This is a genomic window from Rhodoferax lithotrophicus (assembly GCF_019973615.1).
GTDB classification, from domain to species: domain Bacteria; phylum Pseudomonadota; class Gammaproteobacteria; order Burkholderiales; family Burkholderiaceae_C; genus Rhodoferax; species Rhodoferax lithotrophicus.
Window position 1 is genome coordinate 3,685,888 of the sequence record NZ_AP024238.1, and the last position, 23,233, is coordinate 3,709,120.

At 57.0% G+C, this 23,233-nt stretch carries 17 protein-coding genes; 7 read left to right on the top strand and 10 right to left on the bottom strand.

Annotated elements, in window-relative coordinates; translation table 11 throughout:
• Positions 1-73 precede the first annotated feature (73 nt).
• Entirely contained in the window at positions 74-2,821 is a 2,748-nt protein-coding gene (locus tag LDN84_RS17045) for a hybrid sensor histidine kinase/response regulator (protein WP_223904619.1), read from the top strand.
• A 36-nt stretch (positions 2,822-2,857) separates the two neighbouring features.
• On the opposite strand, the gene LDN84_RS17050 is transcribed toward LDN84_RS17045, so the two are convergent.
• Positions 2,858-4,198, bottom strand: a complete 1,341-nt coding sequence (locus tag LDN84_RS17050) for a glutamate-5-semialdehyde dehydrogenase (protein WP_435405896.1) — start codon at positions 4,196-4,198, stop codon at positions 2,858-2,860.
• 188 nt (positions 4,199-4,386) lie between these two features.
• On the opposite strand from LDN84_RS17050, the gene LDN84_RS17055 reads away from it, so the two are divergent.
• The 4 genes from LDN84_RS17055 to LDN84_RS17070 all read left to right on the top strand — a co-directional run bounded on the left by LDN84_RS17055 (position 4,387) and on the right by LDN84_RS17070 (position 10,808).
• Positions 4,387-6,546 (top strand): ATP-dependent helicase, encoded by a 2,160-nt coding sequence (locus LDN84_RS17055; protein WP_223904620.1) that lies wholly within the window; start codon positions 4,387-4,389, stop codon positions 6,544-6,546.
• Positions 6,547-6,638: 92 nt separating this feature from the next.
• Positions 6,639-7,553, top strand: a complete 915-nt coding sequence (locus LDN84_RS17060; RefSeq protein WP_223904621.1) for a hypothetical protein — start codon at positions 6,639-6,641, stop codon at positions 7,551-7,553.
• Between the two features lie 112 nt (positions 7,554-7,665).
• The gene (locus tag LDN84_RS17065; RefSeq protein WP_223904622.1) at positions 7,666-8,844 is read left to right on the top strand and encodes a phospholipase A; all 1,179 of its coding nucleotides are present in this window, start codon (positions 7,666-7,668) and stop codon (positions 8,842-8,844) included.
• Positions 8,845-9,023: 179 nt separating this feature from the next.
• Complete coding sequence (locus LDN84_RS17070; protein WP_223904623.1) at positions 9,024-10,808, top strand: SUMF1/EgtB/PvdO family nonheme iron enzyme; 1,785 nt, start codon at positions 9,024-9,026, stop codon at positions 10,806-10,808.
• A 1-nt stretch (position 10,809) separates the two neighbouring features.
• Here the strand turns inward: LDN84_RS17070 and mrtJ are convergent, their stop codons facing one another.
• The 4 genes from mrtJ to LDN84_RS17090 form a co-directional block, all read right to left on the bottom strand.
• Positions 10,810-11,244, bottom strand: a complete 435-nt coding sequence (gene mrtJ, locus LDN84_RS17075; RefSeq protein WP_223904624.1) for a JDVT-CTERM system glutamic-type intramembrane protease MrtJ — start codon at positions 11,242-11,244, stop codon at positions 10,810-10,812.
• A 7-nt stretch (positions 11,245-11,251) separates the two neighbouring features.
• Positions 11,252-13,102, bottom strand: a complete 1,851-nt coding sequence (locus LDN84_RS17080; RefSeq protein WP_223904625.1) for a choice-of-anchor U domain-containing protein — start codon at positions 13,100-13,102, stop codon at positions 11,252-11,254.
• A gap of 176 nt (positions 13,103-13,278) precedes the next feature.
• Positions 13,279-14,211 carry a DHH family phosphoesterase gene (locus LDN84_RS17085; RefSeq protein WP_223904626.1) on the bottom strand — a complete coding sequence of 311 codons (933 nt, stop codon included), beginning with the start codon at positions 14,209-14,211 and terminating at the stop codon, positions 13,279-13,281.
• 88 nt (positions 14,212-14,299) lie between these two features.
• Positions 14,300-15,295 carry a catalase family protein gene (locus LDN84_RS17090; protein ID WP_223904627.1) on the bottom strand — a complete coding sequence of 332 codons (996 nt, stop codon included), beginning with the start codon at positions 15,293-15,295 and terminating at the stop codon, positions 14,300-14,302.
• 100 nt (positions 15,296-15,395) lie between these two features.
• Between LDN84_RS17090 and LDN84_RS17095 the strand changes: the two genes are divergently transcribed.
• Positions 15,396-15,689, top strand: coding sequence for a 2Fe-2S iron-sulfur cluster-binding protein (locus LDN84_RS17095; protein ID WP_223904628.1), 294 nt, complete (start codon positions 15,396-15,398; stop codon positions 15,687-15,689).
• Positions 15,690-15,697: 8 nt separating this feature from the next.
• Here LDN84_RS17095 and ylqF read toward each other — a convergent pair whose 3' ends face one another.
• Genes ylqF through trhP form a run of 5 tightly spaced genes read right to left on the bottom strand, consistent with a single transcriptional unit; the run spans position 15,698 to position 21,803 of the window.
• Positions 15,698-16,660 carry a ribosome biogenesis GTPase YlqF gene (gene ylqF, locus LDN84_RS17100; protein ID WP_223904629.1) on the bottom strand — a complete coding sequence of 321 codons (963 nt, stop codon included), beginning with the start codon at positions 16,658-16,660 and terminating at the stop codon, positions 15,698-15,700.
• Positions 16,661-16,665: 5 nt separating this feature from the next.
• Entirely contained in the window at positions 16,666-18,612 is a 1,947-nt protein-coding gene (locus tag LDN84_RS17105; RefSeq protein WP_223904630.1) for a YhgE/Pip domain-containing protein, read from the bottom strand.
• Positions 18,609-20,006 carry a diguanylate cyclase gene (locus LDN84_RS17110; RefSeq protein ID WP_223904631.1) on the bottom strand — a complete coding sequence of 466 codons (1,398 nt, stop codon included), beginning with the start codon at positions 20,004-20,006 and terminating at the stop codon, positions 18,609-18,611. The genes LDN84_RS17105 and LDN84_RS17110 overlap by 4 nt, the downstream gene beginning before the upstream one ends.
• Positions 19,999-20,400: an alternative ribosome rescue aminoacyl-tRNA hydrolase ArfB gene (gene arfB, locus LDN84_RS17115; RefSeq protein ID WP_223904632.1), complete on the bottom strand. Its 402-nt coding sequence runs from the start codon at positions 20,398-20,400 to the stop codon at positions 19,999-20,001. The genes LDN84_RS17110 and arfB overlap by 8 nt, the downstream gene beginning before the upstream one ends.
• A gap of 32 nt (positions 20,401-20,432) precedes the next feature.
• On the bottom strand, positions 20,433-21,803 hold the full coding sequence (gene trhP / locus LDN84_RS17120) for a prephenate-dependent tRNA uridine(34) hydroxylase TrhP (RefSeq protein WP_223904633.1): 1,371 nt from the start codon (positions 21,801-21,803) through the stop codon (positions 20,433-20,435).
• Between the two features lie 423 nt (positions 21,804-22,226).
• On the opposite strand from trhP, the gene LDN84_RS17125 reads away from it, so the two are divergent.
• The gene (locus LDN84_RS17125) at positions 22,227-23,051 is read left to right on the top strand and encodes a dienelactone hydrolase family protein (protein WP_223904634.1); all 825 of its coding nucleotides are present in this window, start codon (positions 22,227-22,229) and stop codon (positions 23,049-23,051) included.
• The last annotated feature ends 182 nt before the right edge of the window (positions 23,052-23,233 follow it).

A 23,233-nucleotide genomic window follows, 5' to 3' on the forward strand; every position in this document is an offset into this window, starting at 1 on the left:
TGTCTTGCGTATGGCTTGGTCGGGTCAGGGGTTTGCTCGTCTGACGGTTGGGTTCTTTCACGTTAAAGGCGATTTGCTTCGCCAACAACTCATTCTGGTCAGCTTTTTTGCTGCATTAACGCTGACCAGCCTGGCGCTGCCCATGAGCGAGCTGCACATCCCAATGCGGCACTTCCTACCAATGCATACGGTAATGGAGTTTGTGGCTATTACGGTAGCATTTCTGGTGTTTGCAACGGTCTGGCACACCCCAACCAAGCTGACTTCGGGCTCATTACTCGTACTGGGCTTGTCACTCTTCTCGGCAGGTTGGCTGGATATTTTTCATGCCTTGTCCTACAAAGGCATGCCCGATTTTGTCACTCCAGCTTCGGTTGAAAAAGCCATATGCTTCTGGTTAGCTGCACGTTTTATGGTGGCCTCCGGGTTGCTGCTAGTGAGCTTTCAGCACACGCTGTCACCCGTATCGATGCCGGTGCGATATGGCACGCTGGGTATATTTGCATTGATCAACCTGCTGGTGACATGGTTGATTGTTTTCCACGAAGCTGAACTCCCACATACGTTCATTGAGGGCATCGGTGTCACACCATTAAAAACGCGATTGGAATGGCTGATTATTGGCATGATGACACTGGCCGCCTGGCGCTACTACCGCTTGGCACGTGTATTTGACGAAGATTTTTTGCCCTTGATATTTTCCGCCACAGTTGTCGGTGCTCTTGGTGAAACCTTTTTCACCCAGTACCATGTGGTCAGTGATTTGCAGCACTTCCTGGGACACTCGTTCAAGATGATCAGCTATGGCCTGATGTACCAGGCCATGTTCATTGTGAGTGTGCGACGGCCCTACCAACAACTGGCCAGCAGGAAACAATCACTGCTGCAAGCCAACGAATCCCTGCGCGTGCATTCACTGGCCCTGGACTCCACTGCAACACCGGTGCTGGTGGCGAATCTGCAAGGCCATGTGCGCTGGCGTAACCGGGCTGCCATGAAAATGAGCCCCATTTTGTTTGCAGAACAGGCCAACGAGTTGCGTCTGTTTGCCGCACCACTGACACCGGACGCAACCCAGGCGCTAGAGATTCAAACCAGCGTTTCCAGTGGCCATATCTGGCGCGGGTTAGTGCATTTGGTGAGTGTCGATTGCAAAAGCTTCATTTTTGACCGCACCGTTACCCCCCTGCGTGACGAAAAAAACGCGATCGAAGGCTATGTGATAGTGGGTGACAACGTAACTGAGCGACTGGAAACCCAACTGCGACACAAACGCGTACTCGATAGCGCGCTTGACGGCTTCTGGGTCGCAGATATTGAAGGAAATTTGCTGGAAGTCAACGAGGCTTACGCCCGAATGTCGGGCTACACCGTCGAAGAACTAGTGACCATGCGTATTGACCAGTTGGAAGCTGTAGAACAGCCGCACGAAGTTCTCTCACATTTTCAAAAAATCAGACAACTCGGTTCGTCCCAATTTGAAACCCGTCATCGACGCAAGTCAGGCGACATGTTCAGTGTCGATATTTCAGCCACTTATGACTATGTAAACAACCAAGTTTTTACCTTTATCCGTGACCGTACCGAGCGCGCGCAGGCCGCCGCCATCAAGCTAGACTTGGAGCGCCAATTGCAACAGTCCCAAAAAATGGAGGCCCTGGGGCAGCTTACAGGCGGTATTGCGCATGACTTCAACAACATTCTGGCGGCTGTGCTGGGCTACTCCAATCTGGCACTGGAACGTTTTGCACCTGACAAGCAAGGCAAGCTAGCCACCTATTTGCGCGAAATCATTGGTGCCAGCGAACGGGCCAGAGACCTGATTGCCAAGATGTTGACCTTTGCACGCAAACAACCCAGTGTCAGCGTGCATGAAATTTCCCCCGCAGCCGTGGTTCATGACGTGTCATCCATGCTGCGCCATTCCATTCCAGCGGGGATTGAACTTCGCGAAACCATCAAGGACCGGTTGAATATCCGCATGGATGCAGGTGAGCTCAACCAGATGCTGGTCAACCTGATCATCAATGCGCGCGATGCCATCGGTGAACAAGGGCTTATTGAGGTGGAACTGCACCAAGTGATGATTGAAGGCGACATCTGTTCGACCAGCAAAACCCGTCTGTTTGGCAGCTACCTGGCGCTGGATGTGTCTGACAATGGCTCAGGGATCGCCCCCGAACATTTGCCACGTTTGTTTGATCCATTTTTCACCACCAAAGAGGTCGGCAAAGGCACAGGCCTGGGCCTGTCCATGGTGCAAGGTATCTTGCGCCGCAGCCATGGCCATATTGTGGTGACCTCCGAGCCAGGCCAAGGCAGCCGGTTCCGTCTGCTTTTCCCCATCGCCCAGCCAGCAGAGCCCCCCGCCAAGGCGGACTCCGACCAGCAGACGATTCAACCCGGCCTGGGTCAACACATCTGGGTGGTGGACGACGAACCTACCGTGGTGCATTACATGGGTGAACTGCTGGAAACCGCTGGCTACCAGATCAGACTGTTCACCGACCCGTACCAGGTGGTGAAAGCGTTTAAAACCAGCCACGCCAAGGTTGACCTGCTGATCACCGATCAAACCATGCCTGGCTTGAATGGTGTGGCACTGACACAGCAATTGTTGGCCTGGCAACCTGAACTACCGGTGATCTTGTGCTCAGGCTATAGCGACAGCATCAGCCGCGAAGAAGTACTTGCCGCAGGTATTCGCCGCTTTTATACCAAACCTGTCTCAGCGCAAATCTTGCTCAATGCCGTAGCCGAAGAGTTGGTGCAAACCGCGCATCACGCCAGACTGCGTTCGGAACCTGGTTTGAAACGCTGAGCATGAAGTCACCCCACAGGGGCTCACACCAAACCTTCACACCCGCACCTCCCCCTCACCCAACACCACGTATTTAAGTGAGGTCAGGCCTTCAATGCCAACCGGGCCACGGGCGTGAAACTTGTCGGTGCTGATGCCAATTTCGGCCCCCAGGCCGTACTCAAAACCATCGGCAAAACGGGTGCTGGTGTTGACCATGACGCTGGCCGAATCCACCTCACGCAGGAACTGCTGGGCATGCATGTGGTCACGGGTCAGGATGGCATCGGTGTGGTGGGATGAATACTGGTTGATGTGGGCAATCGCCTCGTCCACACCGGCCACCACCTTGATGCTGATGATCGGGGCCAGGTACTCTTCAAACCAGTCGGCTTCACTGGCAGCCACCAATACCGGAGCCTTATGCGCTACACAATCAATAGCTTTTTGCGCTTTATCTACAAGGGCTAGAGGCAGATTTTGCTTCAAAATATCAAGCGCTTGAGGGTCGCAGCGCATCTCCACGCCCTTGTCAGCATAAATCTGGCCGATCAGCGGCAAAAATTCGGCCGCCACACCGTGCGCCACCAGCAGACTCTCGGTGGCGTTGCAAGGGCTGTACTTGTCGGTCTTGGCGTTGTCGGCCACTTTGACCGCCATGGCGATGTCACAGGGGTCATCCACATAGGTGTGGCAATTGCCGTCCAGGTGCTTGATGACCGGTACCTTGGCCTCGCGGCTGATGCGCTCGATCAAGCCTTTGCCACCACGCGGAATGATCACGTCCACAAACTGCGGCATGGCAATCAACTGGCCAACCACCTCGCGGTCGGTGGTTTGCACCAGTTGCACGGCGTTGGCGGGCAAGCCGGATTCAGTGAGCGCCTGCTGCACCAGCCGGGCCAGCGCCTTGTTGGAGTCAATCGCTTCCGAGCCGCCACGCAGGATGCAGGCGTTGCCACTCTTGATGCTTAAGGAGGCGGCCTCAATCGTCACATTTGGTCGACTCTCAAAGATCATGCCAAACACACCAATCGGCACACGCATCTGACCGACACGAATGCCGCTGGGCTGCTGGCGCAGGGCGGTGATTTCACCAATGATGTCGGCCATGGCAGCCAGTTGCTCGCAGCCCTGGGCGCAGGTCTCGATCACCTTGGGGGTGAGTTTGAGCCGGTCTACCATCGGCGCGGCCAGGCCAGCGGCCACGGCACGTTCAATGTCTTTGGCGTTGTCGATCTGCAAGGCATCCACGTTGGCACGCAGCAGCTCGGCAAGTTTTTTGAGTGCTGCGTTTTTGATAGCTGCCGGCGCTTTAGCCATCAGCGCAGAGGCCTGTTTGGCTTGTAAACCCAGGGTCTGGGTGAGGGTGCTGATGTCAGATGTGTTTATGGTCATGGGGTGGACTCCAACTTTGGCTTGGAAAACAAAACGGCAAGAGGATTGATGGCACGCTGATGTCTTGCGCTGAATTCAGGGTTTTGGCCCGCCAGAAGGCTCACGGGCCATCCGGGGTAAGGCGCATGGCGGCTATTTTGGCAGAACCAACTGGGTATGATTCGCCCCTTCGCGAAAGTTGCCGCCCCATGTCCTCCCCCTCTCCCAACGCCGGCCTGAATCTGGCCCAGCAAGAAGCTGTGAATTACATGCATGGCCCCTGTCTGGTGCTGGCGGGCGCAGGCTCGGGCAAAACCCGGGTGATCACCCACAAAATTGGTGGCCTGATCCGGGCTGGGGTGCCAGCCAAACGCATTTTTGCCATCACCTTCACCAACAAGGCCGCCGCCGAGATGCGCGAACGCGCCCGGGGGCTGATCGGCCGGGCCGCCAAAGACGTGGTGATCTGCACCTTTCACGCCCTGGGCGTGCGCCTGCTGCGTGAAGACGGTGCGGTGCTGGGGCTGAAATCCCAGTTCTCGATTCTTGACAGCGACGATGTCGCCAGCATCCTGAAAGATGCCGGTGGCGGCGTGGACGTGGCCACCGCCCGCAGTTGGCAATGGACCATCAGCCTGTGGAAAAACCAGGGGCTCAATTCAGCCGCTGCCTATGCCGCCGCCAGCAATGACAACGAACGCATCATTGCCAAGGTGATGGCGCATTACGAAGAGCGCCTGGCCGCCTACCAGAGCGTAGACTTTGACGACCTGATCAGCCTGCCGCTCAAATTGCTCCAAAATCATGAGCAAGTCAGGCAGAAGTGGCAAGGGCTGGTGCGCCATATCCTCGTTGACGAATACCAGGACACCAATGCCACCCAGTACGACATGCTGAAACTGCTGGTGGGTGGCAAGCCATCCGAGCAGGCTTGTTTTACCGCGGTGGGGGACGATGACCAGTCGATCTACGGCTGGCGCGGGGCCACGCTGGACAATCTGAAAAAACTCCCCATCGACTTCCCCAGCCTGAAAGTCATCAAGCTGGAGCAAAACTACCGCTCCACCAGCGCCATTTTGCGTGCCGCCAACAATGTGATCGGCCCCAACCCCAAGCTGTTTCCGAAAAACCTGTGGAGCGATCTGGGCGAAGGTGAACCGGTGCGGGTGGTCGATGCCGACACCGAAGAGCACGAGGCCGAACGCGCCGTGGCCCGCATCCAGGGCCTGCGTGCTGGCGGTCTGAACCAGCCCGGCAAGCAGTACAAGGACTGGCGTGACTTTGCCGTGCTGTACCGCGCCAACCACCAGGCCAAAACCTTCGAGAAAGCGCTGCGCAAGGCGCAAATTCCCTACAAAGTATCGGGAGGCACCAGCTTTTTTGACCGCGCCGAGATCAAAGACCTGTGCGCCTGGTTTCGCCTGTGGATCAACAACAACGACGACCCGGCCTTTTTGCGCGCCGTGACCACACCCAAGCGCGGCATTGGCCACCAGACCCTGGGGCATCTGGGCGACTTTGCCGGCAAATACAAAATCAGCATGTTCGAGGCGCTGTTTTCCAGCAGTCTGGGCAGCGTGATTTCTGGCAAAGCCCTGGGCAGCCTGCACGAGTTTGGCCGCGAAATCAACGACCTCGAATTCCGCGCCCGCCACACCCTGGGTGCTGAGGCGGCCAAAACCTTTTTGATGGACTGGCTCAAGGCGATTGGTTTTGAGCAGTACCTGATGGACAGCGAAGACAGCGACAAAGTGGCGGCGGCACGCTGGAGCAATGTGCTGGACTTTTGCGACTGGATGAGCGGGCGCTGTGGTGGCCAGGTGGAAGATGCCAGCGGGGTCAACGCAGCGGGCGAGGTCAAGTCCCTGTTGGAAGTGGCGCAAACCGTGTCGCTGCTGTCCACCATCAGCGAGCGTGAACAGGACCAGGACGTGGTGACACTCTCCACCCTGCACGCCTCCAAAGGGCTGGAGTGGCCGCATGTGATGCTGGTCGGCGTGACCGAAGGCATGCTGCCCTTTCAATTGCGCGACAACCCCGATGCAGGCGCAACGGGGCAAGAATCCGCCGCACAGCGTGCCCAGGCCCTTGAGGCCGCCAGCGCCACCCTGACCAGCCATTTGCAGGAAGAACGCCGCCTGATGTATGTGGGCATCACCCGCGCCCAGCGCAGTCTGGCCGTGAGCTGGACCCGCAAGCGCAAAAAGGGCCGCGAAATGGTGGCTGCCCAACCCAGCCGGTTTATTGCCGAAATGGGCTTGGACCAAGCCACCGCGCGCGAAGACCCGCGCGAAAAACTCAAGGCCTTGCGGGCCGAATTTGCGCAAAAAGCTGCCGCTAACGCAGCTGCACGTAACGCGGTGAAATAGCCCCTGGCAATGGCTCGGTTAACATCTTTGCGCGTCTTAACCGCACCATGGTTTATGGTTTAAATTCATTTTTCACGCCGGAGGAAACCCAATTGAAACGCTCGCTATACGCACTCAGTCTGAGTATTAGTTTGCTGCTGCCCAGTTTTTCAAGCCTGGCGGCTGAAGAAGTGGCCCTGAAAGAGGAGGTTGCCAATGTGCCTAACTTTCCGAAAGAAAAACTTCCTCTGAAAAAAGTGGCCCTGAGTTCGGTCAATGTCCGTGTAGGGGTACATCTGGAGCGCTTGACGCTGATCAGTGGCGAAGGCAACACCGAGAAAAAAGTCTTGGCGGGCGTGATGGCGGGGGCCTTTTCCCTGCTTGGAGCTGGCAGGGGCACGGATTTTGCTGAAAAAGAACCGCTGGAAGACCACCTCACCTCCGCAGATGCGCAAAAAATTGCCGACGATATCGCCAAACTGATCACCGATGCGGTCAGCGCCAACGGCCTGGAATTGGTGCCCCCGGAGCAAATTACCCCCACACCGGCTTATGCAGCGGTGGAAGGTGAATCCAAAATCACGACCGATACTGAAAACGTCAAGGGCAACATGTTCAAGCCGTCCTACTTTTTTGGTTATCAACAGGTTCCGGTACTGGGCTACAAATTCCGCAAAAAACAAACCATCTTTTTTGGGGTACCGTCCGACAACGCATCCACCCGTGTGCGGGAAGCCAGTGGTGTACCGCTGACATTGGCTTGGTCCGTGTCCGTGGTGAATGACCGCAAAGTCATGCGTATCAGGGAACTCTCTCTGAGTTGTTATGGTCAGGGCCCTGGTCCCTTGAGTGATGGTGACGACAAAATTTGGGCCACCGTGGCCGTCGACCCCGACACTCTGAGTGTGCCCTCTGGTGAAAGTCATCAAAATCTGGCGTACTGGGCCACCCTGTCACCCAAAGTCTCAACGGCGACCCACTCCATGATGAAACGAATGACCGAAAAATTTGCATCTGTCAGCCCATGAGCGCGATCAGCATCACGGCACAGGGTTGAACACCCCCTGATGCCATCGGGCTTTACCGGTCCGATTTCTGGACGCTAAAGACATTCAACTTTTTCTGGTACGGCCTTTTGCAATGTATCGTTACACTCTTTTTTTAATAGCTATACACGCTTTCTGCTCAAGCGCTATAGCCCAAAATGATCATAAAAATACGGCCACACCAGAGAACAGCGGCTGGCAGCAGTGCACCAACCTCGTCGCCGACCCCAGCGCCCGATTGCAGTGTTTTGATACCTGGGCTGCACAACAGCCCCAGCCAGCACCCGCCCAGACTTCGGCCGCACCACCTGACACTCCAGCAGCCGCTGCCCACCACCTGGCTGCCGAATCAGCGTTACCAACCACCACGCCAGTGGTCATCACCATGACCGCACCGGAGGCTCACAACTGCAAGAACACCAGATTCACTGAACTCTCACGCTTTTGGGAACTGGAAGCCGGGAGCGACTGCGGCACTTTTGGTATTCGCGGATTTCGCCCCATCAGTTTGAGCTGGATTGGTTCCGACAGCGTCAACACCCAGCCCACCTCGCCTTCGGCAACCAATAACGCACCCATAGCCGTACCTTACAAAACCACCGAGACACGCATGAGCTTGTCGGTGCGTACGAAAATTGCCCAAGGGCTGCTCACCCAGGAGTCCCCCCTCAAACGCGACTCCGTCTGGTTTGCTTATTCACAACAATCCAACTGGCAATTGTTCAGCGGCGATTTGTCGCGTCCGTTTCGCACCACCGACCATGAACCCGAGCTGATCTATATCTATCCCACCGACGCGCCACTGCCCTGGGGCTGGCGCTGGCGCTACAGCGGGATCAGCCTGAATCACCAGTCCAATGGCCAGCCGCTGCCTTACTCTCGCAGCTGGAACCGGACCATCCTGATGGCGGGTATGGAAAAAGGCAACGAATTCCAAGTGCAGGCCAAGTTCTGGCAGCGCCTGCCGGAAAACGCAGCCGATGACGACAACCCCGACATCACCGATCTGATGGGGCGCGCCGAAGTGGCTGGCTTCTGGAACGTCAATGCCGACAACACCCTGGGGCTGACGCTGCGCCATTCATTACAGGCCAACGCCAACGGCTCCATCAAACTGGAATGGCTGAAAAAACTGGGTGACAGCGGTGTCCCGGGCAACCAGAGTGGTCTGCGCTTTCACACCCAGTTTTTCAGCGGCTACGGCGACTCCCTGATCGACTACAACCGTCGGCGTACTGTTTTGAGTGTGGGTTTGAGTCTGGTGGATTGGTAAACGCCAAGATTAAGCACCACCAAACTCTGCGGCTGAATTCAACTGCATACCCAAACACGTGACCCACGCTTTAGTTTGAGGATTGTGATATTTGTCAACACCTTGGCAGTGTCAGTCTGCTATTTTTGTCGCATTGAGGTTTGACGAACAACTCACAGCAACACTGTACGGGGGTAAACATGTTCTCATCCAAAGGCTTGATCAGGTGGGGGTTGGCGACGACAGGGGTGCTTTACCTGCTCTTCGGTTTGGCCGGATGTGGTGGTGGCGGTGGTGCTACCGGCAACCCCGCTCCGGTCACCTTAAGCCTGGCCCCTCCAGCCAACCTAACGGCCGATGCGGGAAAACAAAGGGTCACCTTAAACTGGTCTAACGTGCCATCGGCGACCTCGTTCACCATTTACTACGGCAACACGCCTGGCATATCCAAGTCCAGTCCAAAGATCACCGATGCCCACAGCATCTACATCATGCGTGACTTGAGTAACGGCACACCTTATTTCTTTGCCATTGCCACCATGGGGGCCACGGGTGAGGGGGCGCTGTCTGCCGAAGTTTCCGCCACACCAACCGCCACACCACCACAGCCGGCACCTGTCACCCTTCGGGCAGAGGCCGGCAACAAACAGGTCCAGCTGAGCTGGGAGCCAGGCTTTGATGCCACCAGTGATCCCACCAGCTATACCGTCTATTACGACACAACGTCCGCATTGAGCAAGCTCACCTCCAAGAAATTAACGTCTGCAGTGTCACCACAAACCGTTCCCACACTGGTGAACGGAACCACCTACTACTTTGCAGTCACAGCAACCACAGCAACCACAGCAAATGGTGAAAGTGCCCTGTCCTACACAACCTCGGCGATGCCGGTGGCCACCGCGGTACCTGCCGCACCCGCAGGCTTGACAGCCGTAGAGGGTAACGGGAGCATCACGCTGAACTGGAATCCTTCAGCAGGGGCAACCTCTTACAACCTGTATTACGGAACTGAGTTTGATGTCACCAAAGCCAATGGCATCAAGGTCACGGGTGTCAGCAGTCCGTTCACACTACAGGGTCTCACCAACAAGACCGCCTATTTCCTGGTGGTGAGTGCGGTCGGCCCCGGAGGGGAGGGTTTTGAAACCCCACAGGTCAGCGCAACGCCTCTGGCAAACACGCCCATTCAAGCCATGATGCACATCCCTGCAGGCACCTTCCAGATGGGTGACAACATGCTTGACCCAAGTGCACCCGCGCCTTATGCCACGCCGGTACACAATGTCAGCTTGAGCGCGTTTTCCATGGAGAGATTTGAGATCAGCTACACACAATGGCGCACCGTGTACGACTGGGCAATCACCAAAGGGTACACGTTTGACTCGGCCGGGCGCAACGGCGCACTGCAACTTGGAACCAACATGCCGGTGACACAAATCAATTGGTATGACACCGTCAAGTGGCTGAACGCACGTTCAGAAAAAGAGGGGCGCAGTCCGGTGTATTTCACCGATGCCAGCCACACCACCGTCTATCGCACCGGCAACATTGACCTGAGCAATGATGCCGTTGACTGGCTGGCCAACGGCTACCGGCTGCCGACTGATGCCGAATGGGAATACGCCTCGCGTGGTGGCCTGGTCGGCAAGCCATACCCATGGGGTGATGTGCTGGATGCCACCAAAGCCAATTTCGACCGTGGCACCTCCACATCCATCGGCAGTTATGCACCCAATGGTTACGGTCTGTACGACACGGCTGGCAACGTCTGGGAATGGACCTGGGATCATGACTCGACCAATTACAGTGCCAGTGCAGCAGGTGTTACCAATCCGCATGGACCCTTGACCGGCTTGCTGCGCGTGCGCCGCGGCGGGAGCTACGTCTATGGTGAGCGCTATTTACGCAATTTTGACAAGATGTTTCGCAGCAACGACTATAGCGGCCCGTATTTCGGGTTCCGTGCCGCATCCAGCCAGCCTTAACTCAGCGGCCAGCAAACAGCCAGATAAAACCACTGTTGTAAAACACGTGTAATACAACTGAAGGCGCGATACGGCCATAGCGGTCACGAAAGTAGCCAAAGATCAAACTCGGCACAATAACTGCCAGCGCCTGCAACCCGCTATGCCACACCAAATGACTGATGGCAAACAACACCGTACACACCAGATTGGCTGTTGACAAACGCCAGTGACAAACAGACCCCCAAGGGCGCTGGAGCAGCGCTGGCTGCAGTAGGCCACGGAAAGTCATCTCCTCCAGTACCGGGTAAATCAGTGCAGGCATCAAAAACCGCACGGGCTCGACAAATGGCCACAACAAATCAGGCGCAGGCGCGTGAAACCAGAGCCATAACAGCCAAAAAAAGGGGGCGGCCCCCAAGGCCACCCCCAGTTGTCGGTCACGCAGAACCTGCATCAACCGTTTATTGACGACGCCGACGCAGCATATAAACAGCGCCACCGGCCAACAAAACGAGCAGCGTTGGGTCTGGTTGACCGTTACCGACGCTGCAACCAAACCATCCAGAATTGTCCTGATGGACAGGTGCGGCCGCAACTGCTGCGCCAAACCCAGGCGCGCCCGGATCCACAATCTTGCCATCAGCCAAACCATCTGCGTCTTCCGGTCCACCATCCTTGAGGGTCACCAAAATGACACCCTTGGCAAGATCCACCGTGATCGGCACACCGGCCAACTCTTTCCAACTTCCACTCACGATCTTGAACCAGCTCAGTCCGTCCTTGATCGTCACGCCGTCTGCTTTGACGAAGCTATTCGGGTTGGTGGGGTCAAGTGCCCCCACGGGTGGTGTGATGGACAACACCGTGCTGGAACCAGCGGGTGCCACATTGTTCAGCGTGAACGACACCGCGCCCACGGGAAGCACCACATTGGCACCCAGCGAGGGGCCAGCAACAACATCCCGACCAGCCGCACTGATGGTGACACCGCCCGTGGTATGCAGGGTCAATAACCCCTTCACCACGTTGTCAAGGCGTGCCTCCTGAGCCAGCAGTTTTTCTGTCGACTCGGTGGCGGTACTGGCAAATGCCAACGAGGTCAGTACCCAGGAGGTTTGTGCAATGGTTTGAGGATCAAGGCCACTACCACTGTTCCAGGAATCGTAGGCCGGAACAGCGGGGGTTGTACCCGTCGCCGGTACTTCTGGCACCGATGTGCGATAGGCGCTGGTCACCACTTCGTTCTTCATGTCCGCAGCCCAGTCCTTCGTGCCAACCTTGCCGCTAGTACCAAGAGCTGCGGTCAACGCTTTGGAGTTGCCATAAATCGCGTACATGTAGGCTGTGGAATAGTTCCACGTGTAATTGTTGGCATACCAGGTCACCGCGTTTTGCAACATGGTGTTGGCATCGGCCGGATCTTTTTTGGCATCCGTTTGACCAATCATTGCCAAACTCCATATGCCTCCACCATTCGCCGCAATGGCTTTGTAACCAACACCACCGTAAACATAAAAACCACCGTCCGTGTCCTGGCGATGTTTCAGAAAAGTCAGCAAGGCCTTGGCCCAAGGCGCGGTGTCCACCGACAAACCAAGGTAGCGCGAGCCATACCACAAGCCCATCACAGCAAATTGGGTGTTTGACAAGTCAGCACTGGTACTGCATTTGGTATTGCTGGGTGAATAGCCCCAGCCACCATAGTAGTCCACCACCGAAGAACCACACCCGGCAGCGTTGGTAGGCGTGGCTTCACCCGCTGGGCCATAGTCACCACCCGCCGTTGAACCTTCAATGTTTTGGTAGCTCTTGAGGTAGTCAACAGCTTTTTGAACCATGGTTTTATAAGCCGCATCTGTGCTTGTCGCCTGCCCGTACAAGCCCAATGCAACCAGTGCCAAACCGGTCTCGTAAGTGGCTGAATAAGAAGCTTGGTAAATGCCACCATCTGCGTTGCCACTGGCTACGGTCTTGATGTAGGCAATCCCCTTTTCAATCATGGCTTTGTATGCCGGATCACTCATCTTGCCCGACTCAATCAAGGCGGTCACCGCAGTTGCCGTGCCCACCAAGTTGTCATAGTCGCTCCAGTAACCGGTGCCATCACCAACATCGTGAAACTGGTTGAACAGGTACTGTTGCCCGCCCTTGATGGCGGCCGCCACCTGGGCATCAGTGACCGTCTGCGCCTGCACAGGCGTTGTTAATAACCCGCCCAACGCTAGCGCGGCTGCGACCAACGTCAATCGCGAACCAAAGCGACCCGCGTAATGCGGCATCCGCAAAGCCTTAACTCCTAAACCGCTCTTCATAATAGCCTCCAAAAGTGACCGTCAGCAAAAGAACTGGCTATTCAAGTCTAGGCCTTAAAAAATCGACATTTTTTGACAAAAATCAACTGCAACTCAGAGAAACTTGCTACTCCACGGCAGTGCTCACTGCCCCCCAGACTACCAATACCTTGGAATGTCCGGTGTGATTCACCCCTTCAGTCCGTGCTAGGTGCAACGGCCGTCAAACTGCCCGCCAAAAGCTCAGGCAAACGCTGGTACGGCATTTTGAAACCACAGGCCTGGGCATGACCGCCTCCGCCCATGCTGGCAGCCAGCGGGATGCAGTTGAAACCCGAGCGCGAACGCAGACCACACTTGACCAGCCCGGTTTTATCCACCGACCACATCAGGGCAAAAGTGCCTGACTTCTGACACAACAGGTCACCCACCAGACTGTGGAACACACCCGGGGCATTGACCATCAAGCCCGTGATGCCGTTGAATACCACGGGCTGGGCACTTTCTGCAACGCCTTCAGCAAGTTTGGTGAATTTTTCGTCCATGGCGCGGCCACGGTCGATGTAAGCCGCCAGCTGAGTTGCATCCAAGTTGGCAATGGCCTGCCAGCGGGCAAAGTCAAAAGACTCCATGTCCAGCGCAGCCAGAAAACCGGCACTCTCGGGATATTGCCAAACCCAGATGTCACGGTCTTCCACATAGCGAACCAGATCGGGTATCGGCTGGCCAGGGTGAAAAAACTCCCAAGCCAGGCGTGCACCAGATTTTTTCATGTCAAAGTGCACCACGCCACAACGGCAGACAAAACCGGTGAGTTTTTCCGCCGCGCTCAAATGGTGATCCAGCATGACCAGCTTGGCCGCACGCTCTTCAATGCTCCGCAAAATGTCATGGGCAAACGAAAAGTCCAGAATGTAGACAGCACGATCGTCCAGCGCGGGCAAGTCGGCCACCGACTTCACATCCCCGTGATCCAGCGCCTTAAATTCAGCCTGGCCATCGAAATACAGCCAAGCCGCCAAGGCCGCAGCAAAACCGTCCGGGCAATTGCGCCCGTGGTAAAGGATCAACGGATTGGGATCACTCTTGGAAGGGTTGACGGACAGATTCAGGGGAAAAATAGTTTTCATGGAATAGACAACGCGTAGGGAATAAACATGCTCGCAATTTGCTACATATTTTATAGCTATTTGAGCAATCTTCAAATGGGGTTGAAGCTCAAACGGCTGAGCGACCTTTCTGGCTCTCAAAATAAATCACTTTACGCGCGCGCTGCACATCGCCCAGTGGTCGGTGCGCCGCCAGTGCTTGCCAGGGGTCAAATACACTGGCTTCAACCTGACTCAACAAAGCCTGCCCGGCCGCGCTGTTACTGTCCTGGTGCGGCAAAGTCAGGCGTGCCACGGTGGTATACGGGCTGGGCCAGTTGATGCTGGCATCTTCAATCGGGGTCAGGGCCTCGCTCACAAACGGCTGCAACTGCAAGTCCCACTGCAAATCCTGCTGTGCCAGCCGGGCAACAAAATCACCACCCCAATCCTGCTGGGCTCTAGGTGTGGCCACGCCGTTACTGGCCGCGGGCAGCAGCCTCACCCGCACCGCATACGGGCCACAGGCCATGGGCACGGCGCTAAACAAGGGTTCGGTGGCAAAACCGCCAAACGGTTTGCCCACCGTTTTGAGCAATTTCAGCAACCGGGCCGGGCCCCCCAGCAAACCATAGCGCAGAACCAAAAACTTCAGCAAGCTTGCGTTGCCCTGGGCTGCGGCCACCACAAAAGCCACAAATTCGTCGCTTTTCGGGAAGGCAAACTGTTCGGCATTGATCAGCGTGAAGCACTGGCACGGGGTGGGGCCATGGCCCAGCGCCGGGTCACCTGTCACACCCTGCACCCGGATCGCCAGGCCACGCACATCGGGTACGGGATCAGGGGCACGATCCAGACCGCCATTGGACAAGCGCACCCACACCGGGTAGCGCTTGGGCGTGGCAAACAAGCCATAGCGGGCAAACTCGGGCAGCTTGGCCAACACCTCCAGACGGCCTTGTGCGGCGGTGAGCTGCTTGCGGTGCAGCGCCCGGCCCGGCCCGTATTTGAGGGACCTGGACGCTTGAATCTCCAAAAATTGCTGGCCATAAGCCGCAAACCGCTCGCACTCATCAGCAGCAACTTGTTCGCGCCATTGCGTACTGGGGGTCATGGAGATGGGCATGAGATGAACTCCAGAAAGTTTTATTTAAATAAAAACAATAGCACCTTACGCAATACACAAGAGCATCAGAGGGCTAATTTGCTCTTCATATAATTCAAACATGAGCACCCACGATACCGCAAAAATATTCACTGGACGCAGCCAACCAGACGGCCAGCAGTTTGACGCCTGGTCTAACCAGCCACTGCTGCTGTCCATGGAACAAGGTCAACTGGACTGGCCAAGCTCGTGCCGCAACGGCACTTGCCGCACCTGTTTTGGCAAACTTGAAAGTGGCCAGGTGCGCTATGAAATTGAATGGCCGGGTTTAAGCGCTGACGAAAAAGAAGACGGCTACATCCTGCCCTGTGTGGCGTACCCGTGTTCTGATGTGGTGTTACATCCGGGTGACTGAATAAGCGTTCAGCGACTACCACGACGATCAGGTCGCGGAATCTGCTTGAACCTGATTTTGCGATCCAGCTCAATCGCGTCTTTCTTCATCTGCCGCTGGGCATCCAGTGTTTGGCCTGCGGCCAGCCACTGGGCAAATTCTTTGGGGGTTTCCAGGGTGATGCGGCCCAGCACACTGGAGCGGAAATCGTAAATTGCAATCTCGGCGGCTTTTTGCAGATTCACCTTTTGCCCACCTTGTAGCGCACCACGCTTGCGGCCAATCGCTTCCAGCAACTGTTCATCACTCATGGCCGCAGCACCATCGATCTTGAAGCGTGCCTCCAGCAGCTGCGGGTAATGGGTTTTCAGGTAGTCCAGCAGTTCCAGCGCCACCTCTTGCTCGTCAAACGCATTACGCCCGACCGCACCGCTGGCGGCCAGGTTGTAACCACTCTTGGCCACAATGATGCGCGGCCATAACACGCCCGGTGTGTCGTACAGGTAAAAGTCATCGGCCAGGGAGATGCGCTGCTCTACCTTGGTCACACCAGCTTCGTCACCGGTCTTGGCGGCGCGCTTGCCGGTCAGGGTGTTGATCAACGTCGACTTGCCCACGTTGGGGATGCCGCAAATCAGCACCCGCATCGGCTTGACCATGCCGCCCCGGTTCGGGGCCAACTCGAAACAAGCCTTGATCAGTGCCTTGGCCGGGGCCGCCATGCTGGCATCCAGCGAAATGGCGCGGGTGCCAGGTAACGCGTTGTAATGCGCCAGCCACAGCGCGGTGCGCTCCGGGTCAGCCAGGTCTTGCTTGTTCAGCACTTTCAGCGCCGGTTTGCCCTGGGTGAGGGTGGCCAGCATCGGGTTGGCACTTGACCCCGGCAGGCGGGCATCCAGCAGCTCGATCACCACGTCGATGTTTTTGATGCGCTCGGCAATTGCTTTTTGCGTCAGGTGCATGTGCCCTGGGAACCATTGAATCATTGCCATATTTTTTATAAATCCAGAGTCGGCCGCAGTGCGGACAGTTTCACATAACGCCAGCGCCCAACCCACGTGGCCACCAGTGCAGCCAGAGCGCCCCACAGTGCCACCCACAGCAAAGCGGCCAGCCATTGGCCGTCAAACGCGCCAAACAGGCTAGCCTTGATGGCTTTCACCACCCAGGTGATGGGCAGATAAGGACTCATCAGGGCAAACAGTCCCCCGCTGAGCTCCACCGGCAAAATCCCGCCAGACGATGACAACTGCACCGCCAAAAAAATCAGCGCCAGCGCTTTGCCGGCATCACCCAGCGCGCGGGTCAAGGCAAACACCAGCCACAAAAACGTGGCCGCAGCCAAGGCCAGCGTCAAGACCAAGCCGCCGACACTTACCGCCTGCATCTGCAGCACCCACAACAAGGCGGCCCAGACCAGCAGTGCCTGCAACAACACCAGCAGCATCGGCATGGCGACTTTGCCCAATATCCGCGCCAGCACCGGATAGCCCTTGGCCTGGCGCGGCAAGGCACGCATACGAATCAAAAACGCCGCCAGACTGGCTCCCAGCCAAAGTGCCCCGGGGACGATGTTGGCCGCAAACGCGCTGCCATTGTTTTGCACCGGTGCCGCCACCTCCACCTCAGGCTGTACCGAGCTGGCCAGCCCCTGGGCGTTGCCGTCCAGTTGCCGGGTGGAAGCCGGTAAGGCCTGCTCCAGCAAATCCAGACCACCTGCCAGGTGCTGCGCACCTTGCACCACCTGCTGGGTACCTTGCTTCAGGGTGATGGAACCGATGCTCAGACTACTTGCACCACGCGCCAATTCATCCAGTTTGCTGTCCTCGGGCAACTGGGTGACGATGGTACGCAGGCCCGTATTCAGGCTGATCAGGCCACTGGTCAGCGTGCTGACCCCGGCGCTGAGCGCGTCGGCCCCGTCACCGAGCTTTTGCTGGCCCGCCGCCGCTGTTTTCAGACCAGCATCCAACGTGCCAACACCCTGGCCGAGTTGTCCCAGTGCGGTTTTGACTTCAGTGGCCACAAACAGGCTGCTGTCGGCTTCTTCACGAAAACCATCGATGCTTTTTTGCAGGCGCAGGGTGCCCTGTTGCAGCTCGGCCAACCCCTTGCCCAGTTCGTCATGCCCTGCAGCCAGGGCTTTGGCTCCTTCGTCCAGGCGGCGCAGTTCCGAATTTTTGGGGCGTTGGGCAAACATGCTGCGCAAGCCCGCGTTCAACTCTTTGAAACCCGTGCTGAATTGGCCTACACCCAGATCAAGCCGCGCCGTACCACGAGTAAAAGTATCCGCACCACGGGTGGTTTGCTGCGCCCCGTTCACCAATTCGGTTGCCCCATGACGCAATTGCGCCAAGCCATCGTGCAACTGCGCCAGACTGCGTTGCGAGCCCGCCGCATCAGCCAGCACCAGCACCCAACGCTGCTCGTTCAGGCTTTGATTCACCTCGCGGCCCAGGTCTTCAGCAAAGCGCCGGGCCAGACCAGCGCTGGGGTAGCTGTTGCCCTCGGAAGTGAACACCACCAGCTTGCCAGCGCCGGCTTGGGCACCGGGAATGGCGTTGGAGCTGAAGTCGACGGGGACAATCAGCGCAAACGCCAGGGCACCACTGCGTACCAACTGGCGTGCTTCTTGTTCGCTGGTGTAGTCCACGTAGCCAAAAGCCGGTTTGGCTTTAAGGCGCTGGGTCACGTCACGCCCCACGTTGAAGGCTTGTTCACGGTACACCAGCCCCTGATCCAGGTTAACGATGGCCACCGGCAAAGCCCCGGTTTTGGCTGCCGGGTCCCACACACTGGTCAGGTAAATCACCACGTACAACGCCGGAATCAGCACCACCACCAAGGCGGACAACAGCATCCTGGGGCTGTGCAGAAAAAAATGCACTTCCAGGCGGGCAATGGCCCACACCGCCTGGGCACAACTGAACAGCCAACGGCTCATGCACCACCCGAATAAAGCACCACACGGTTGCGACCGGATGCTTTGGCCTGATAAAGCGCCAGATCGGCCTGAACAAACAGTTTTTCTGGCGGATCGATGGCATTGAGCGAAGCCACCCCCGCACTGAGGGTCAGTGCACAACCGGCACTGCTCCTGAAATCCCGCACAGCTTGCAAAATTCGCTCAGCCAACAAAACCGCCTTGTCCGCTGAAGTGCCGGGGCAGATCACCAAAAACTCTTCGCCACCCCAGCGCATCAAAATATCAATGGTTCGCACCTGCTGCCGCAACACCTGCGCTATTTCCTTCAGGACCAGATCACCCGCCAGATGGCCCAACTCATCATTGACACGTTTAAAAAAATCAATGTCCAGAATCATGATCGACAAAGCGTGCGTAAAGCGCTGGCTTCGCTCCAACTCATCTTTAAAAATGGCATCCAGCCCCGTGCGGTTCTGCAGCCCGGTAAGGTCATCCGTGTGCGAGAGTGCTTTCAGCTTGGCATTCAATTGCCGCAGTCGCAAAATCCAGAAAAAACTGGTCAACCCCACTGCCACCACCAAGGCCAGAAGCCATTTCACCAAGGTGTAATCGATGGCTGAAATGAAGTTGATGGCGGTGTGCCGGTTGACAATCAACTGCCGCTCTACAGGCGTTATGGACTGCACGGCAACATTGAGCACGTCGCGCAACTTGGCTTGATTTTTGGCCACACCAATACGCAACTGATTCCCGTACCCCGGCACTTGTCCGGCAATTTTCAGGTTGAACCAACCTTGGCGCTTGATGGTGTCAGCCGCCACAATCAGGGATCGCATGGTCATATCGGCCTGCCGCTCAGACACCATTTTGAAGGCAATAGCCTCACTGTCCACCAGGGTCAACCTGATATTGGGGTAATCATGGCGCACCCGCTCCTCAACCGAGGTTCCCTTGGGCAACACCATGCTGGCCTGGTCCAAGGAGGCCAGATCTGAAATAAACGGGTGTTCTTCACGCGTGATCAACACATTTTCATCCACCAGCAAGGGCTCGGTAAACATCAACCAAGCCTCACGCTCCGGGGTTTGATTCAGAAAGCTCATGAGGGTACAGCGCCCATCTTGCGAGGCCCTGATGCTTTCTTCCCAATCTTTGGTCACCAACAACTGCAGATTCAACCCGCTGCGTTGCCCAACCAATGACAGCAGATCAGCCGAAATACCAACATGTTTGCCTTGTGGATCAATTTGCTCAAAGGGGGCCCAATCAGGATCCACACAATAGGTCACAACAGCTTGCCGACTGTTCGCTTGGACCGGCGCGTTCACTTTCTCTGCGGCCCCAACCGGCCACACCACCACCCAACAGATCACCAGAGCCACCAAACGCCAGCAGTCTTTGGTGTTAATCATCCAAGGATCTCCGCTGTGTTTTTAAGACTCCACGTTGATGTTTGGCATCCAATCGCCGCTTGGTTGAAGCCCGCGTCGGCTTGGTCGGCTTGCGGTCTTTGGGCGGCTGGGCCACGCTGTTGACCAGCTCGTGCAGGCGGATCAGCGCATCAAAGCGGTTCATCTCTTGCGTGCGGTGCTGCTGCGCCTTGAGCACCAGCACGCCGTCTTTGCTGATGCGGCTGTCGTGCAGCGCCAGCAGACGCTGCTTGACATCCGGTGGCAGGCTGGAAGCGGCAATGTCAAAACGCAGGTGAATCGCGCTGGAGACCTTGTTGACGTTTTGCCCCCCAGCCCCCTGGGCGCGGATGGCGCTCAAGGATATCTCTTCGGGGGGGATTCTCAATGCTTCCATTTTGATAGCTGCTTGCGCTTATTTATCAAGCGCTAGGGGACTAAAACACTCTCAACATCGGGAACCACGACCTCGGGCGGGTGAATGTAGCGTGCCACAAACGCGCCCACCGCGCTCTCGGGCAAGGGCAACCACACGATGTGGCCGCTGCCTGGGGCCACCGGCATGGCCGCGCCGTCGGTGCTCTCCATGCGTTCCAGCAGCACATCCACATTACCAGCCGGGGCAATGATCTCCAGCCAGTCACCCACGGCAAAGCGGTTTTTCACGGCCACCTGGGCCAGGCCACGCGCCGCATCAAAACCGACCACGTCGCCCACGTACAGGCTGCGGCCCGACTCGGAGTAGCCGCGCAGGTAGTTTTGCGTGGCCTCGGGGGTGTGGCGCTGGAAAAAGCCGCTGGTGTAGCCACGGTTGGCCAGGCCTTCGAGCTGGCCGAGCAATTCGGGGTTGAGCTCGCGCCCGGCCACTGCATCGTCAATCGCGCGGCGGTAGCTTTGCACCGTGCGAGCCACGTAATACGGGCTTTTGGTGCGGCCTTCGATCTTGAGCGAATCCACGCCGATTTCCACCAGGCGTTTGACGTGTTCGATGGCCCGCAAGTCTTTGCTGTTCATCACGTAGGTGCCGTGCTCGTCTTCTTCAATCGGCATGTAGCTGCCCTCGCGCTGGCTTTCTTCGATCATGTAGACCTGATCGGCCTCGGGCGAGCGCTCAAGGGCTTCCTGCTCACGCGCCTGCGCGGCTTGCTGGGTCAGCACATCACCCGAGGCATCGACCACGCCTTTTTGCGTCTTGTAATCCCAGCGGCAGGAATTGGTACAACTGCCCTGGTTCGCATCACGATGGTTGAAATAGCCCGACAGCAGGCAGCGGCCCGAGTAGGCAATACACAGTGCGCCGTGCACAAAGACTTCCAGCTCCATGTCGGGGCAGGCCTGGCGGATTTCTTCCACCTGATCGAGTGACAACTCGCGCGACAGAATGATGCGCTTCAAGCCGACCTTTTGCCAGAATTTGACCGCCGCCGAGTTGACGGTGTTGGACTGCACCGAGAGGTGAATCTCCATCTCGGGCCAGGTCTCGCGCACCATCATGATCAGGCCGGGGTCAGACATGATCATCGCGTCGGGCTTCAAGGCAATCACTGGTGCCATGTTGTCGATGTAGTGCCGGATCTTGTTGCCGTGCGGGAAAATGTTGCTCACCAGGAAGAACTTGGCCCCCTTGGCGTGCGCCGTGTCAATGCCCTGCTTGAGCACATTGATGTCGCCAAAGTCGTTGTTGCGCACACGCAAGCTGTAGCGCGGCTGGCCAGCGTAGATGGCGGTCGCGCCAAAGGCCAGCGCGGTTTCCAGCATGGTCAAAGAGCCTGCCGGGGCCAGCAGTTCGGGGGTTTTCATAAAGCAGATTCCATTCATCACACAGGGCGTGCATTATCGGGGTTGGTGTGGATTGGCGCATGGAGGCAGGGTAAGCGCGAGGCTGAACCCAGTTGCCAACGGCCTGACCAACCTTCTTCACCAAATCGAAAAACCAGCCAACCCTGTGCGACGCGCCACATCCCTGAATGCTGACTTTCTTGTTGCTACTATAAATATAGCTTCTTGCACAAGATACACATGGATCACAGGGCATTTTTATCCAAAAAATCCTGCATGGATATGTCACGCATCGCCAGCTTCCGACGTGGCGCAAAAAATGATACCGACGGTATAAACTGAAATTGTCAGCGTATCCAAAGGTCAGCGCCAACTGTCGGTCGACCTTCGTCCCTCCAACCTCACAACCGCAAGTCCACCTTTATGAGACCCTTCTTCCTTGCCATGGCAGCCACCCTCTCCATCACCAGTGCCGCGGTCGGCGCGCAGCCGCTGGCACCCGTTGGCGAAATCAAGGGAGATGCCTGGGTTCACACCCCAGAATCACTCGCCGCCACCGTACAACAAGCCGATGTCTGCCTACCCCCTGCCACAGCGGGCGGCACCGGGTTTTGCGGCAAGTTCAAGGACATCCCCAAGCAGGCAGGCACGGCGTTCCCGGTGATCGTCTTTCTGCACGGGTCGTCCGGCCTGGGGCTCAAGGCCATCGGTGAGTGGCAGCAATGGCTGGCCAGCCTGGGTTATGCCAGCGTCGCCCCCAATTCGTTCACCCTGGCAGGCCACGTCACCTACAAGTCACCGATTGACAAAGATGCGTATGAAAAAATCCTGGCTCTGCGCGCCTCTGAAATTGCGCCAACGCTGACAGCGTTAAAAAGCCAAAGCTGGGCCGACCCCGCCCGCCTGATTCTGGCAGGCACCAGCGAAGGTGCGGTGCCGGTGGCCCGTTACACGGGTACGGAATTCGTGGCGCGCATGTTGTTCGCCTGGAGCTGCGAGGCCAACTACTTCGTCAAAGAACCGCTGAACGCGTTTGAGCCCGGCAAACCCGTGCTCAACGTCATCAGCGCCACCGACCCATTTTTCTCCCGCAGCAACACCTGGCTGGGCAACCCACAGGCCGAAGGCCACTGCGGAGCAGCGCTAAAAGACAACCCACGCGCCGCCGTTCTTTTGGTGCCCAATGCGCCACACACGTTGCTCAATTTACCCGCCGCACGCAGCGCTACTGCGGGATTTTTGGCGCTGCTTGGAAAGGCCAAGCCCTGATTTTATAAGCGGTTTCCGCTACTTTAGATATAGCTTCCAACGCTGATTTTAAAAGGGCTACAGGGTGTTTTTCATCAAAACTATAGAAGTTTGGGTGCCACACGCACTTGGTTCATGGATGACGCATCAAAAGTGACTCTGATGCCGCACGCTGTGGGCTATAGTGGTTCCACTTCGGCTCG

Coding starts and splice junctions, on each gene's coding strand:
- trhP (WP_223904633.1), bottom strand. CDS start 21,803: ATGAAAACCCCCGAACTGCTGGCCCCGGCAGGCTCTTTGACCATGCTG.
- LDN84_RS17110 (WP_223904631.1), bottom strand. CDS start 20,006: ATGATTAACACCAAAGACTGCTGGCGTTTGGTGGCTCTGGTGATCTGT.
- arfB (WP_223904632.1), bottom strand. CDS start 20,400: ATGGAAGCATTGAGAATCCCCCCCGAAGAGATATCCTTGAGCGCCATC.
- LDN84_RS17065 (WP_223904622.1), top strand. CDS start 7,666: ATGTATCGTTACACTCTTTTTTTAATAGCTATACACGCTTTCTGCTCA.
- LDN84_RS17050 (WP_435405896.1), bottom strand. CDS start 4,198: ATGACCATAAACACATCTGACATCAGCACCCTCACCCAGACCCTGGGT.
- ylqF (WP_223904629.1), bottom strand. CDS start 16,660: ATGGCAATGATTCAATGGTTCCCAGGGCACATGCACCTGACGCAAAAA.
- mrtJ (WP_223904624.1), bottom strand. CDS start 11,244: ATGCAGGTTCTGCGTGACCGACAACTGGGGGTGGCCTTGGGGGCCGCC.
- LDN84_RS17085 (WP_223904626.1), bottom strand. CDS start 14,211: ATGAAAACTATTTTTCCCCTGAATCTGTCCGTCAACCCTTCCAAGAGT.
- LDN84_RS17125 (WP_223904634.1), top strand. CDS start 22,227: ATGGCAGCCACCCTCTCCATCACCAGTGCCGCGGTCGGCGCGCAGCCG.
- LDN84_RS17090 (WP_223904627.1), bottom strand. CDS start 15,295: ATGCCCATCTCCATGACCCCCAGTACGCAATGGCGCGAACAAGTTGCT.
- LDN84_RS17105 (WP_223904630.1), bottom strand. CDS start 18,612: ATGAGCCGTTGGCTGTTCAGTTGTGCCCAGGCGGTGTGGGCCATTGCC.
- LDN84_RS17070 (WP_223904623.1), top strand. CDS start 9,024: ATGTTCTCATCCAAAGGCTTGATCAGGTGGGGGTTGGCGACGACAGGG.
- LDN84_RS17080 (WP_223904625.1), bottom strand. CDS start 13,102: ATGAAGAGCGGTTTAGGAGTTAAGGCTTTGCGGATGCCGCATTACGCG.
- LDN84_RS17095 (WP_223904628.1), top strand. CDS start 15,396: ATGAGCACCCACGATACCGCAAAAATATTCACTGGACGCAGCCAACCA.
- LDN84_RS17055 (WP_223904620.1), top strand. CDS start 4,387: ATGTCCTCCCCCTCTCCCAACGCCGGCCTGAATCTGGCCCAGCAAGAA.